At 57.4% G+C, this 15,542-nt stretch carries 3 protein-coding genes; 2 read left to right on the plus strand and 1 reads right to left on the minus strand.

All coding sequences use genetic code 11. The features are described from left to right. Positions 1-392: 392 nt before the first annotated feature. Positions 393-6,518, minus strand: a complete 6,126-nt coding sequence (locus QSJ36_RS10310) for an RHS repeat-associated core domain-containing protein (RefSeq protein WP_285468627.1) — start codon at positions 6,516-6,518, stop codon at positions 393-395. Between the two features lie 492 nt (positions 6,519-7,010). Here QSJ36_RS10310 and QSJ36_RS10315 point away from each other — a divergent pair, with 492 nt between their 5' ends. Beyond that, on the plus strand, positions 7,011-13,202 hold the full coding sequence (locus QSJ36_RS10315; protein ID WP_285468628.1) for an MG2 domain-containing protein: 6,192 nt from the start codon (positions 7,011-7,013) through the stop codon (positions 13,200-13,202). Between the two features lie 31 nt (positions 13,203-13,233). After that, positions 13,234-15,519 carry a penicillin-binding protein 1C gene (gene pbpC / locus QSJ36_RS10320; protein WP_285468629.1) on the plus strand — a complete coding sequence of 762 codons (2,286 nt, stop codon included), beginning with the start codon at positions 13,234-13,236 and terminating at the stop codon, positions 15,517-15,519. Positions 15,520-15,542 lie beyond the last annotated feature (23 nt).

The following is a 15,542-nucleotide window of genomic DNA, read 5'->3' on the forward strand; positions in this document are numbered from 1 at the left end:
AATTGACTCAACAGATTATCGTTACCCTTATCTAACAAATTTATCTTGTCGTTGTTTTATCTACATATGTCTTGGTAGGGAAGGAAGCAATAAATATAAAATACCTATACCACATATGGGTAATAAATAAATTATTATAAACAGGAAAATTGATTTATTCAAACAATAATACCAATTGAAAAATGACAAAACATATGAAATTTCAATTGATAAAACAAATAACAATGTTTGTATATTTATTCCTATGTTATTTGGAAAAGTTAGGAGATATACCATGAAGAATAGATAAATAAAAAGAATATAACTAAATATAGAACTACTCTTTTTGAATTTATTTTCTTGAAAAAATATATCAAATATAATGATTTTTTTTATCCATCTCATAGTATGAATTAATGAACAGTCACATCTCTTCCATACCATATAGCTTTATAAGCCCAATCAGCACAATTATTCCTTAATATGTTGTAAGGAGGAGGGGATTTAATATCCTGTTGTATTGCTCTAAGCATATTGATATCTTCTATGGGAGAGGACGGTATTGTTTCGGGATTTTTTAAATTAAGGCCTTGTGAAGATTTTATATAACCCTTCCCTAAAACAAGGGCTCCATATATAATATTCCCAATTATCAAACCTCCAAATTGTATCAATGTGGATGAATCATGCGTTCTAGCCCATTCCCTTGCTAGTCTAGCTGTATCTCTATCTGTTGGATTCAAAGAATAATCAAAAGTTCTAATCCCTACTTTACACCAAATCCCTTGATCATTTTTTTCCCATATATCTACGGCAACGCCTATGTGAAGAGTAATGTCGCCTTTAAAAACATTTTCTGGGTTATGTGGTAAAATATTAGATATATACCTATCATTCCCTAATAAATCAAAATAAACAATGGAATTATTAACAAACCCGTACAAATTCCATCCACCTTGTTCCTGAATAGGATCGCGGTTAATCCATCTGCCGTCTGCGGAATTGAGGTGACGGTAATTGTAATACACAAGCCCCAGTTCGTCATCTGCATACTCGCAGGAAAATCTGAACTTGTTCTCTTGAGCCATGTCTTCCTCAGCGATGAGAAGGCTACCAAAAGGAGCATACTCGTAACGAGCTCTTCTCGTCTGTTGTCCGTCAAAAATGGAAGTAACGTTCTTCATGGCATCGTGCATGAAGTAAAGATGCTCGTTGTGCTGGGGAACGTTGCCTTTCCAGCATGTCATTGTCAGGACACGCGTCGCTCTCGGTTCCGTTGGATCCCACAGGTAGCTCTTTACCAGCACAGGCTCAGGATGCGTCAAATCCAGCTCGGCTACCTGCAAATAGCGCCGGTACAGGTACCAGCAATGGCCGGATACTGCTCCATTGACGGTGACCTTCTTCTCAAAGCGCCGTCCCCGGTAGTCGTAGCCGCAGGTGATGGCAGTCCGTCCATCCTGGCTGGTGAAGACGACGGGGCGGTCATTGGCGTCGTAGCTCACCTCCCAAGTACCTGTTGGGGTCTTGATGAAGGTCTGGTTGCCGTCGGCATCGAAGACGGGCTTAAAATTTTCTTCTCCCCCGGCAATATCTGCGTACTGGTTAAGACAGTTAGCATCGTAGGATACTTCTTCTTCCAGTTCCCGGGCTGTTTTGCGGTTGCCGATGTTGTCGTATTGGTAGCTGAAGCTTCCTCCCGGGCTGATCCGGTCTTCAATCACCTCGCTGCGGCCATTGTAAGTAAAATCTCTTAGCGTGACAGAAGTGGCGACATCCCAGGAGTCCCGCCGTTGGACGGGACGCATCAGAGCGTCGTAGCCGTATTCGTGGCCAGCTGCTAATTCGCCATTCGCTCCCTTCCTGTAACCGATGGCGGTTACTAGGTTCAGTGTGGGATGGTAGGTATTGCTGCGGACCATGCCGTTGGGGTAGGTGAGATGGTGGAGGAAGCCGCTGGTTGGATCGTACTGCCAGCTAAAGGGAGAAGCGATGCCTTCCAGATTCATCCCGATGATGGCACCTTTGGAATCGTAGTCAAGATGGGAGTGCTGCACGGTACGGGTTCCAAGCATCAGGCGGTAACCTTCAGAACGACCCAAGGCATCGTATTGTTCCTGAATGGAGCTTTCCACGGTTCCAAAGGAAGTATCCTGTTGCGTTCTTCCATAGGCATCATAAGAAAATTCCCTGATGCCGGAAGCGTCCCGGACGGAGGTCATTTGGCCAAGGTGATTGTAGGTAAACTCCCAACCCGGCGTGTTGTCGTTGTGGGAGACGGAGACGAGTTCCCCGGTAAGAGGAGCATAGGCGTAGGTGGTGACGATACCTCTGGCCTTGGTCAATATCTCCAGACGGTTAAATATGTCGTAAGTCTTGATTGTGGAGGATCCGTCTGCATAGGTCTTTTTCAATTCCAGTCCCGTGGCCTCGTCATAGAACCATGCGGTGGTGTCTCCGTCGGTACGGTCGGAAGGATCAGAAGTAATGTCTTCTTCATCCACCCGGAAAGTGGTCAGCGAGACCATACGGTCGGCTTCGTCGTAGGCGAAGCAGGCCGGCTGAATAGCGGTGCCGTACTCGGCTGTCTTTCTGCCGCGGATGTCATAGGAATAGCAGGTCGTTCCCACCAGGGCATCGGTGATGCAGGCGGGATTGTCACAGCAGGGCAGGTAGCTGGTGGTAGTCACGTTGCCTGCAGAATCGGTGACTTTGACAGTACGTCCCGCAAGGTCGGTTTCCGTGGTGGTGACATTGCCTCTGGCGTCCGTGTGCTTGAGAACCATGCCCGTGGAGGCGTAGGAACGGGTTTGTGAAGAACGGATTCCAGCGTGATCGGTCTGGCTGGTCTCAAAACCGTCCACGACCAGTGATTCAGCTGTGATCTCCGAAGTGGGAATGCGGCTGAACCAGGTGCGCCTGGTTGGAGAGGTGTACTCCGTCCACTGGATGCTCTGCTGGCCGTAGACGTCCGTGGTGATGGATTTGTTTTCCAGTACAGCGCTGAGTCTGGAAACCATATTCTCCGTGGTCTGGGTGAGGGGGAATCCGTCGGCGTTGCAGGTGGTGGAAGTCTGCACCTGGTAGACGCCGTCTTCCCGGAGCCGGTAACAGGAGGAGTTTTCCGAGACTCTGTTTCTAGAGGGATCATCCGGATGGAGGTCGTCCAGCTGGACGGTCCGCCTCACGGCGTGTCCCAGTTCATTGTAGACGGTGACTGTAGAGGCCATGTCTTCCGTCTGGGAACGAACCGGTTGCCCCTTGGCATTGTATGTATTACTGGTGACGATGAACCCTCCCTTCGTATTGGGCTGTTCCTGCCGGACGGTTTGACCAAAGCCATTTTTCAGAATCCGCGACAGCACAACTCCCTTGGACAAGGTCGTGGTCAGGATGCCTTCTTCGGTCAACTCCAGCCTGGTCTCCACTTCTCTTTGCCCCGTTCCTCCCTGCCAGAGTATGGTTCCATCATAGTACTTTTTGGTAATCAGCGTAGCGCCTGCCGGGGTGGTGGCAGTAGTGGTGAGTCCGTCTTCGCCGTACCCGGTTCGGGTGGTGCGTCCCAGCATGTCCGTGGAAGAAATCACCCGCCCCAGATCGTCGTACTCCGTGCTTTCCGTCGCCGTCATGGGACCCACGTCACGCCGCGTGGCGATCGTCCTTCCCGCGGCATCCTTCGTGTAGGAGATAATCGTTTCGGGCGTGGTTTCCGTCGCAGCCCGAATAGTCTCCACCAGCTGCTTGGCCGAGTTGTAGCCGTAGCCGGTGGTGATGCCGTCTTCGTCGGTTTCCCTCAACGGGCCGCAGCACATCCACTCCGTCGTGCTGGTCCTGCCGTTGCCCTTGGTTGTCTTGATGAGCCTTTGCTCGTCGTCGTATTCGTAGTCCTCCGAGGCAATCAGCGACCAGTCCTCTCCGGTGTGAACGTATTGTTCTCTCCTGGTGGTGGCGCCGTTTTCAGCGATGTATTCCACGTTTCGGGTGCTTTGTCCCGGAACGATGCTTCCGTTGGCCTGCACGGTAGACGTCACCTTGTGGAGGGCTCCGTATTCCGCGGCGGCTTCGTAAGTATAAACGGTTTGTACCCCGTCAATACTCTGGCTCATCTTTTGCCTGCCCCGGGCGTAGGGATATTCGGCTCCTTCCCCATAAGTCTCTTCTACACTCGTATGAACCTGGTCGCTTCCCAGCGCGGTTTCCGTGACCGTGGTGCGGTTCACCTGCGGGCTGTCTTCATACGTGTAAGTGCGTTTGAGAAGCGCCGTTTCCGTCCCATCCTCAACAATAATTACTTTGGTTTCCGTGGCGGGTCTGAAGTCGTTAAAGCGCAAGTCGGCGTAAGTCGTGCGTGTTCCCTTTTCACCGCCTCCGGCCCAGGGAGAGGCCTGCAGCACCACCCGTCCTCTCTCGTCGTACTCGTAGCGCGTATAGCCGCCATTGGGTTTGAGTTCCAGGGACACCCGGAACTGGTCGTTGTAGGTATAGAGGGTGGTCTGGGCCAGAGGCGTGTTGTATCCCTCCGTCCGGCTGATGGTCAGCCAGCCGCCGTCGGTATACTTCTTCACTGTCCGGGTACAGGAGGAGGGTGTTTCCTCGTTGATGCCCTGAATAGTTTCAAGGCGCTCCCACTTGGAATCGGGCAGGGCGTTGCGTTCAATGGTGCGAACGATGCGCTCCTCTCCCTCCCCCTTGACGATGGTCACCTTGTTGCCTTCTTCGCGGCGTTCGATGAAATGCGGCTCCTGACCGGCGCGCCGGTTGGTGATATGGGTGACCTTGACTCCGTTTTCAAGCGAGGTTTCATAGACGGCCGTTTTGTAGGGCTCTCCGGCAACGGTGAACCCGCCTTCCCCGTCTGGGGCGGCGTTATTGGGAGCAAACCACTCCAGGGTAAGCCTGTCGCCTTCGGGAATGCTTCTCATCAGCCCCTGGGCATGGGAATAAACGCTGGCAAGGGAGCCGTTTTGATGGTAAGTGACCTGGACCTTGCTGAAGTACTCCTCGGCAGAGATCACATGGCCCGAAAAGCTGGTGACCGACACGACCTCTCCGGTGAAGGAAGAGAAGCGCAGGACCATGCCGCCGGGAAGAACCATGTCCATGAAAGCGGGAGCGCCCTGCGTGTTGAGAGTAAGATCTTCGTTGAGAAGCCTCACACGGTAGTCGCTCTTCCTGGAAGAGCCGATGGGAGAAGCGTCGCTGCTTCCCTCTTGGGCCTTGAAATAGAGATGGCTTCCGGAGGGACGCCTGACGGTGACGCGGCGCTCGTCAGCCGAGAAGGAAGCGCTCCAGGCCATGGGGTGGTTGTAGCGTATGGAAAAGCCGCTGGAAGCCGCGGAATTAGTGGTGGAAGAGCGTGCCGTCGTGATGAACCTGGCGGGAGCCGGAGGCGTGGGTCCTGCCGGGGAGGAAGGGTTGATGCAGGCGTTGCCCTGGCAATCCTGCTCTCCCTCGGGATCCCCCGGAGTGGGGTGTGTCTGGACACAATGTTCGTCCCCTTCCTCATTGCACTCACATTCACAGGGGCAGGGTTCCTCTTCCTGGTCCGGCTCGCTGGACGAGGAGGAAAGGGAACTTGAACTGCTGCTGGAAGATGAGCTTGAGCTCGAAGAACTTGATGACGAAGAGCTGCTGCTGGAACTCGAAGAACTTGATGAGTTAGACGAAGAAGAGCTGGAGCTGCTCGAGGAACTGGACGAGGAGGAAGAGCTCGAACTGCTCGAGGAAGAGCTGGAAGACGGAGAGCTGCTGGAGGAATCCGGCTCCTGGGGCGGCAAGGAACTACTGTGGAAACTGGAAGACGACCAGCTGCTCGAGGAACTGGACGAGGAAGAACTCGAACTGCTGGAAGACGACGAACTGGAAGAAGAAGGCGGTGCGCTGCTGGAGGAATCCGGAGGCTCGGGAGCCGAAGAACTCTGCCGGGAGCTGGAAGACGAACTGCTGGAGGAAGAAGAACTCGAGCTGCTGCTTGGCTTGGGATCAAACTCAAACGAATCTCCTCCCCCTGCCGAACTGCTCGACGAGTCCCCTTCTTCCACCTCCTGGTACAGGTTGACCAGCGTCAGTACGGTTTCTCCCTCCTTGCCGGCGGGAGTGTTTTCCGCCAGCAGGTAATAATCCAAGTCGGGCTCGCCTTCCTTGTCGCTTACCAGGGCAATGCAGAACTCCTGCTGGGAGTTCGGGGCTGGCTGGTGCTGGTGAACAATGTGGCACCAGTAGTATCCCTGGTCGAACTGGATCTGGCGGCGCAGAGGGGTGGAAGAGCCCGGCTCCGTGGAGAGTTCCAGATCCTTGGCGGGAATGGAAAGGGAGATGGAGGAGTGGGCGTGGAGGTGGAGAAAACAGGTGGCGGGAGCCATGACCTTGAGGTATCCGAACCATTCGTGCCGGGTAGGGGAGGAAGCAGCGCGTTTGGGGATAAGGACGGGAGCGGAGAGGCCGTTGACCAGGAAGTTGCCCTGGGGCTGTCCGTTGGGGTACATGGAAATGAAGGGGTAGGCGGTATCCATGGCGCCGATGTTGAAAGTGTTGTTCATGGTAATGAAATGATGTTTGTTCAATGGTTGCGACTACCATGAATCAAAAACTAACAACGTAAACACGCCGGGAACGTTATGATATTTGTGAGTTTTTGAGGCGGATGGCAACGTGTGAAAAGGGAGGGGATTCTTCTCCGGTGGCACGTATTTCTTTGCCATATTTTCAAAATTTACCCATTGCCAGGGTAAAAGACAGCGTGCAGGAAGAGAAATACTAGCAAAAGGTAAAGGAGATTTTTCTCTGATGAACCAAGTTTCCCGCGTTCCACTGGAGTTATTGCATTTAAAAATTACCGGTTGGATTCATGACCGCACTACCATCCTAGTGAGCATAAGAAAGGAGTTTTTATAGAACATTATTCAAGGTACAAAAAAACTTCATCAAGTGGTAACGACTTTTATCTCTATTTTTTGCCGCTTGCGGATTTTCTGCTTGTGTTGAAGACTCAAAAAGAGGAGAAGATGGGTACATAGAATTACCCTCCTCCCATGAAAACCTGTTCTTTTGCTATTGGCTGCTTCTTAGGAATTTGCGGTATTTTTCCATCCATTGCCGACACTACGGTGCGCTATCCGTCTTCCTCTCCGTCCCATCTGGAAAAAGGGAAGCCGTTTCAACTGGTGTTTGACAAGGCCGTGGTGCCCGCTTCCGAGGTGGGAAAACCGGCGGACCCGGAACTGATGTCCTTTTCCCCGGAGGAGAAACCGGTGGAACTGGCGCTGGGCAACGGCGCAGGGACGGCCATGCTGGAAGGCGCGAAGCTGATGTTCGTTCCCCCTTCCTTGAAGTTTTCTTCCAAATGGATTACTCCCAACGTGCTGGAGTGTGTTCCGCTGGAGGAGGTTCCCTTCCGGTCCACCTATCTATGGAAACCGGCGGAGAATGTCCGTTTTCTGGACGGTTCTCCGGTGCCGTCCGTTCCGCTGCGCCTGACGGGACGCATGACCTGGAATTTCTTCCTGTCTTCCATGGACAGGGGCTGGCAGGGCAGTGAAGTTTACCCGTGGGAGAGTTTTTTCCTGGTGGTTCCCGACGCAGTTCCGGACAGGGGCAATCCTGCGAATGGCTTGTATCGCGACGGCAAGGGGTTCCTGATGCTTCCCGGTTATTGCTCATGGAAGGAGGCATTGGAAAAGAATCTCCGTTTTGCCGGCGTTTCGGATGAAGAGCAGTTGAGGTCCGCAGATTTTATGAAGCAGCTCAAGGCGGGAGCCGCGGGGTACGATGCGGGGTTCCGGCTAAGGCCTGCGACGTTGAAGGAGGTGAGAGACGCCAAATCCTACCGTGTGAGAAATATTGCAGGGGAGGGAAGGTTCAGAGGCCGTCCGGGCGGCATGGTTGTTCCCGGCGTGTATGTCATTCAGCCGGAAGGAATGTTCCGGTATGGCAGGAATTATTGCCTGGTCAGTTTGGACGCTTCCTTCCTGTCCTCCCGGGGAGGAGGGCAGAAAACCGGATGGGAAGAAATCAAACTGGGGGCCGTGCCCCGTTTTTCCGCCTCCGGTTATTACCATGCGTTTTCTGGGAACGGAGGCCGGTTTACTCTGGAATGGACTCTCCCTGTCCTGATTGAGGATTTGGAACGGTTCTGCCGGGACCATGTGGAGTTTTTCGTGGAGGGCGGCGGGAAGCCGATGGCTTACGGTGATCAGGAGGAAGGCTTTACCACATCCCTTGACGGAGAGGATGCGGAGACGGCCGGGAAAATAGCAATCCGCCTGGACAGGGAACGGCTGGCGGAGATGAAGCATGCCCGGCCCCAGTGGTATACGTCCCTGCCTTTTCTGGTGAGCGCAGACGAGGCCGTTTTTAAACTGCAATGGAGGCTGAAGGGCGTCCGGTCCGTGGATGATCAGGAATTGGCGCGAAAGAATGCGGAAGGTTCCGTGGAAGTGGAGCCGGAGGATCCGTGCCTGTATCTGGATGCGGGCAACAACGGCGTCATGTACGCCGGAGCCCGCAAGTTGAAAGCCTCCGTGAGCAATTTGAAGGATTTGACGGTGCGCGGCTACCGGATCAGGGACGGCCACCGGCACCAGACGCTGGCGGCCTACCGGAAGATTTATGAACGGGACCAGTCCGCGCCCCTTTCCCGTACCGTGACGGACCGCGACCAAAGACATTTTCTGCCTGCGGAGCTTCTTGCGGCGGATAAGACGGGCGCGCTGATACTGGACGTGCGCGGCAAAACGGAAGCGGCCATCAGCCTGGACGGCCTGTTTGGCGGAGCCGTGGAGCCAGGCATGTATTTCATTGAGGTGGAAGGCCGTGTCAGTGATCCGGTGCTGGAGGCGTACAGGCTGTTTGGCGTGCCGTCGGAAAACGGAGGCAGAAGGAAGTTCGACGGAAAGGAGGCATCCTACGCCGCGCAGGCCGTCGTGCAGGTGACGGATTTGGGCGTTCTGCATAAAAAGACGGCGGATACCATGTTTGCTTACGTGTATTCCCTTTCCACCGGAAAAGCGGTGGAAAAAGCGCAGGTCCAATTGCTGGATGCGAACGGCTCCGTTCTGGCTTCCGTTCCCGTGGAGCACGGTTCCGTGATTTTGCCCATGGCCGGGATGAACGGAAAGGCCGCCTATGTTCGCGTCCTGTCCGGGGTGGACAGTTACCTGAGCCCCCTGGAGGATTGGCCGGGGCAGGTGAGGATGTGGTCCTTTGGCGTGAAGACGCTGCCCTACGAATGGGAAGCCCTGGGGCTGAATCCCGCCACTACCGCGGAAACGAGGGTGTTCATGTTTTCGGACAGGAACCTGTACCGCCCGGCGGAGACCATGCATTTGAAGGGAATCGTGCGCTCCCTGCTGGACAACAGGCTGGGCCTCGCTCCCGTGGAGGAGGTCAAGCTGACGGTCAGGGACGGACGGGACCGGGAAGTAGCCGTCAAGCAGGTGAAGTTGTCCGATGCGGGAACCTTTGACCTGGATTTCACGTTTCCCGGGGAAGAGACGGGAACTTACAGCGTTCTTGCCAGCCTGCGGCTGAAAGGGGATTCCGCGGAAGAGGAAAAAGAAGGGGCAGAGGATGATTCCTCCGACGAATACGATTACAAGAAGTATTACCGGAAGGAGTTTGACAAGAATAACCGGGAGTTCCGGTATGAGGTGGAAGTAGCCGAGTTCAAGCGGAACGAGTTTGAAGTGGAGGAGAAGATTCATGAATTGAAGCCCGGCGCTCATCTCCTGAAGGCGGATGTGAAGGCTACGAATTTTACCGGCACGCCTGTTTCAGGCGGCAAGGTGAACTGGTCCCTGCGCAGTACTCCCTCCAACTTTTATCCTGCCGGATACAAGGATTACCGTTTCGGGGATTACCGTGATGACGATGGGGGCTACTGGGAGGCCTATTACGGTTATTCCAGCGGCCGTTCCTCCTCCCACATGAAGCAGCAGTCCTCCGTGCTGGACGGGGAAGGCAGGAATACCGTGGAGTTCTCCCTGGATGGGCAGTCCTTCCCGCGGGTCAGGAGGCTGTCCCTCCAGGCTTCCGTGGTAAACGGGAATGAGCAGTTGGTCAAGGTTTCCCGAGGCGCCGTCTGGAATCCGGCTTCCGTGTTTGTGGGCGTGAAGAACAGTTCTTCCATCTGCCGCCAGGGAACGCCCCTGGATTTGCGCCTGATTGCCCTGGGGTTGGACGGCAAGCCCTATGCGGGCAGCGGCCTTGATCTCAACATGACCGTGACGCGCACCGCTTTCCGTCCCGCGCGCTACGAGAGCGGAGATGCCACCACCGTGCGCAATGACGAGGTAAGGAGCACGGTGCTGGAAAAGGCCCTAACGCTTGCCCCGGCGGATTCCGCGGATGTCCGTACGGGAGGAAAAGCCGTCTCCGTTCCCACCCCGCAGGACGGTATTTACGAGGTGGCTTTTTCCGGCAGGGACGCGGAAGGACGGGAATTCCGCACTGCCGTAAAGTACTGGGTTTACGGCAGCGACGTTTCCCCGTGGGAGTACCATGACGGCCTGAAGGTGAAGATCATCCCTGACAAGCAGTTGTACAAGCCGGGAGAGACGGCCCGTCTCTTGATCCAGACGCCCATTGAGGGGGAGGTGATGGTGACAGTGGAGCGGGAAAAGGTGCTCCGGAGTTTTGCCAGAAAGCTGACGCTGGACAATCCCGTGATTGAGGTGCCTCTGGAAGAGGCGGACGCGCCGAATGTCTATGTTTCCGTTTTCCTGGTGAAGGGGGCGGACCTGAGCAGCCGCAAGGTCCGCAATCCCCAGTTGAAGCTGGGATATGCCGCGCTGAAGGTTCAGCCTGTCCAGCATACCCTGAATGTAAAGGTGTTTCCCCCCGCCGGGATGTCCCGGCCCGGTTCCCCCGCCGTGGTCAGCGGCGTGGTGACGGATTATTCCGGCAGGCCGGTTCGGAATGCGGAGGTATGCCTGTTTGCGGAGGATGAAGGCACCTTACAGGTCATCGGGTACCAGACTCCCCGTCCCATCCGGTACTTCTATGCGGACCGCCCCCTGTCCGTGGGCACGTGGACGACGCTGGAACAAATTCTGGATGAAGACTGGGGTGGCCGCTCCACGGACAACAAAGGAGTTTTCATCGGCGGCGGAGATTCCTCCGACGGCTCCCGCAAAGCGCCGGAGAACCTGGATTTAAGGAAGAATTTCAACCCGTGCGCCGTGTGGCTGGCCTCCCTCCGTACGGACGGGGAGGGCCGTTTCAAGGCCGAGTACAGGAATCCGGATACGCTGACCCGCTACCGGGTGATGGCGGTCGCCCTGGCGGGAGCTGCCGATTTCGGAACCGGGGAAAGCGCCTATGTGGTAAACAAGCCCGTGATGCTGGAACCCGCTCCCCCCTTTACCGCAACGGAGGGTGATTCCCTGGACATTCCGGTGACGGTCAGCCAGACGGGTGACAGGAAGGGCCCGTGGGTGGTCACGCTGAAATCCGGGACCGCTGCGGCTTCCGTGCCCCAGCCCGTCCAGACGCTGACTTTGAACGGGAACCAGCCGAAAACGCTGGTGTTCAACGTAAAATTCACGCAGCCGGGGGAAGCCCGGCTGACCTGGGAAATCCGCGCCGCAGACGGCAGCGGCACGCCTTATTCCTCCGGCGTTTATTCCTTGCTGAAGGATTCCGTGGAGCACACGTTTGAGGTGGTGCCTCCCTTCCCGGAGCTGAGGGAGCTGCGCTGCTTCTCGCTTTCCTCCGGTCGGACGCTGGATCTGCCGGGGTTGCTGGCGACTCCCTTCCTGAAAGGCACCCCCATCCGGGTGACGCTGGGCACGTCCCCCCTGCTGTATGCGGACGGCAGCGTGAATTACCTGCTGCGTTATCCGTACGGCTGCTTGGAACAGCTTTCCTCCTCCACGCTGCCCTGGATTTATGAACCGCTCCTGGCCAAATATCTCCCCGGTTTCAAGGGAAAATCGCCGGAGGACCGTTCCAGGGCCCTCCAGAGCGGCGTTTACAAAATCATGAAAAACCAGCTTTCTTCCGGCGGCCTGTCCTACTGGCAGGGTGGCATGGAGGTGAGCGAGTACTGCGCGTATGCCGCTCTGGCGCTGACCCTGGCGCGGGAGCAGGGGGTTTACATTCCGGAACAGGGCCTCAACAAGCTGTACGCCTATCTGGGGCATTCCCTGTCCGCCCGCCCGCGGGAGGGGCTCCTGGGGGCATGGGTGCTGGCCAGAGCGGGGCTCATGCCCGCGTCCCTGCTCAACCGCCTGCTGGACCATGCCGCTGAATTGAGGGCGGAAGACCGCCTGTACCTGGCCCTGGCGGCGGCCCTCTCTTCCCGTGCGGAGGCAAAGGCGCAGGCCCGGAGCCTGATGAATGTTTCCGGGGAGGAAATGAAACAGCCCCGCTGCCGTCTTCTGCTGGCGCTGGCGGAGATGGCGCAGGCCCCCGGTGACCAGGCTGTCCGGGAAAGGCTGGAACGCCTGATCGTGGACAGGACGTCCGGATCTTTCGGAGGAAGGGCCCCCTATTCCACCTGGACTTCCGGCTGGGATGTGATTCTGCTGGGGGAATACCTGGAAGGATTGCAGGAGGCGCCCCTTTCCGCCGCCTTCCGCGTGGACCGCGGCGGCCGGACGTTTGACGGGATATGCTCCGTGTCTTCCCCGTCCCGGTTCCTGACCGCGGTTGGGGAGAAGGCCGTGCTCAGCCTTCCGGAAGCGGGAACCCGGGTATACGGCATGGCGGAGGCCCGCGGACGCAGCAAAACGCAGCAGGACGGAGCCGCCGTCAACAGGGGCTTTGCCGTTTCCCGCGTTTATGAAAGGCTTTCTCCGAAAGGAACCTGGACGCCTGCGGCGGAGTTTGCCGTGGGGGACCTGGTGAGGATTACGCTGCACGTGGACAAGTCCGCTGACCCGCTGACGTATGTGGTGATGGAGGATTACCTGCCCTCCGCTTTTGAAGCCGTCAATCCGGCGCTGCTTTCCCAGATACCGGGAGGCCGGGAGAGCGAGACGGCGGATGCAGGAAACCGCTGGTTCTACTGGAGCTGGTGGGTTTCCCACCGTGAATTCCTGAAGGACCGGGTGCGCTTTTTCGCCGATTCCTGGTCGGGAGGCCGCTTTACGGCGCGCTACCTGGCGAGGGTGACCAAGTCCGGCTCCGTTATCGCCCCGTCCGCCAAGGCGGAGCTGATGTACAAGCCGGAAACCTACGGATTGAGCATTCCCCAGAAACTGACCGTCTCCGCGGGGAAGTAAGTGCAGTGTTTTCATGATGCGGCGCAGATCTATGAACAGGGCGGTTTTCAAAAAGCTCCTTCAACGGAAAACCCTTCTTTGGACTGCCGGAGGGCTGGCCGCCGCGTGGTTGCTTGCATGGTATGCCGTGCCCTGGCTGGTTCCCCTGCCGGAAGGGCTGCTCCATCCGGAAGAGCGGGGCGCCGTGGTCCTGGACAGGGACGGCGGCAGAATCGCCACATTGCCGGGACCGGATTATTACCACACGGAGCCTGTCCGGCTCCGGGAGGTTCCGGACATGCTTCTTAAGGCTACGCTGGCGGCGGAAGACAAACGCTTTTTCAGCCACGGAGGGGCGGATTTCCTGGCGCTGGCCCGCGCCGCGGCGGCGAATGCCGCAGGCGGGGAGGTTGTGTCCGGAGCGTCCACCATCACCCAGCAGCTCGCCAAGAATGCCAATCCTCCCGCACGCAGGAACCTGTGGACCAAGGCCCGGGAGTTTTTTCAGGCCCGGCGCATGGAGATGAGCATGAGCAAGGAGGAAATTCTGGAGTCCTATTTCAACCTCCTGGATTACGGCAATCTGCGCCGGGGGCCCGCCGCGGCGGCGCGTTTCTACTTTGGCCGGGAGATGTCCCGCCTGTCCCTGGCGGAATGCGCCCTGCTGGCGGGGTTGCCGCAGGGGCCGTCCTTCCTGAACCCCCTCCGGCATCCGGAACGTGCGCTGGAACGGCGGAACCGCGTTCTGCGGCGTCTGGAGGAGGAAGGCATGTTCCCGGCGGACATGGTGAACAGGGCCTTGCAGGAACCCCTGTTCAGCGCCGGAACGGAAGAAGGGCGGCAGCCGGCGGCTCCCCATGTAACAGCCGCCCTGATGCACGCAGGACGGACGGGGGAGGTGCGCACGACGCTGGACGCTTCCCTGCAGCGCGGCGCGCTGGAAATCGTGAGGAGGGAGCTGGAACGCTTGAAAGGCCATCATGTGACACAGGCCTCCGTAATTGTGGTGGAAAACGCCACGGGGAACATTCTTTGCCTGGTCGGTTCCGCGGACCGGAAGCATCCGGCGGGGGGGCTGATGGACGGGACTTCCCTGCCGCGCTCCCCCGGTTCCGCCCTGAAGCCTTTCGTGTACGCCCAGGCATTTGTCCTGGGGGCCTATCCGGGAACCGTTCTTCCGGACGTTCCCACCACGTACCGGAGCGCGCACGGGCTGGAAGCGCCGCAGAATTACAACAGGGCCTACATGGGTCCCGTTTCCGTCAGGCAGGCCCTGGCCTGTTCCCAGAATATCCCGGCCATGAGGGTTCTGGATACCTTCGGCGGCCCGTCACGGCTACTGAAACTGCTGGAAAACCTGGGTATCCGGGGCATCCAGGGAGACGCCGCGCATTACGGCCTGGGTCTCGCCATCGGCAATGCGGAGGTGACCTTGCGGGATTTGACCGGGGCTTATGCGTGCCTGGCGCGCGGAGGCTCCTTCCTCCCCCTGAAGCTGGAGCAGGGCGCTTCCGTTCCGGAACGGCCCGTACTGCCTGCGGAAGCCTGCTTCATGGCGGCGGACATTCTGGCGGACCGGGAAGCCCGGATGGCGGCGTTCCATGACCGGGAGCTGATGAACCTTCCCTTCCGGTATGCGTGCAAGACGGGCACTTCCTCCGATTTCCGCGACAACTGGTGCGTGGGCTTCACCCGTGAAATCACGGTTGGCGTCTGGGTGGGCAATTTTGACGCCTCCCCCATGAAGCAGGTGGGGGGCATGGATGGAGCGGCCCCCATTTTTGCCGGGGTCATGAGGCTGGCTCACCGCAATCTTGCCCCTTCCTTCCCCGGTCCCCCTCCCGGCATGGTGCGCATTCGCATTGATTCCCGCACCGGAAAGAGGGCGGAGGGGCTGGATCTGCCGCAAGCCCATGTCCGGGAGGAATGGGCTTCCCCGGAAACGATGCCGCAGCCGGCCTCCCCGGCGGATTACGATGCCGCGGGACGGGCATATCTGGACAGCCGTTATACGGAGTGGTTTACCAGTCCTTCCTGCACGGTGGGGAATACCTTCTGCCTGCTTCCGCGGGCGTGGTCCGGGGAGGCTCCCCGCATCCTGGTTCCGGCAGACGGCTCGCGCCTGGCGCTGGATCCGGAACTGCCCGGCGGGGGACGCAGGCTCAAACTGCGCTCCAACCTGCCGGCGGGGGCGGTGTGGTCATCCCCCACCCTGACCGTCGTGCAGTATGGAGAAGAGGCCTCCGTGCTGCTGGAACCGGGAGCGCACGTCATTACCGTGCGCCATCCGGAGCTGAACCTGGAGCAGCGTTCGTCAATTACCGTCAGGGAACTGTAACAAGAAGCCGGGAGTTTTCCTCC

The sequence above is a fragment of the Akkermansia sp. NBRC 115031 genome (genome assembly GCF_030268505.1).
Taxonomy (GTDB): domain Bacteria; phylum Verrucomicrobiota; class Verrucomicrobiia; order Verrucomicrobiales; family Akkermansiaceae; genus Akkermansia; species Akkermansia massiliensis.

Bases quoted from the DNA above. Each gene is read 5' to 3' on its own strand.
- QSJ36_RS10310 (WP_285468627.1), bottom strand. From the start codon at position 6,518: ATGAACAACACTTTCAACATCGGCGCCATGGATACCGCCTACCCCTTC.
- pbpC (WP_285468629.1), top strand. From the start codon at position 13,234: ATGAACAGGGCGGTTTTCAAAAAGCTCCTTCAACGGAAAACCCTTCTT.
- QSJ36_RS10315 (WP_285468628.1), top strand. From the start codon at position 7,011: ATGAAAACCTGTTCTTTTGCTATTGGCTGCTTCTTAGGAATTTGCGGT.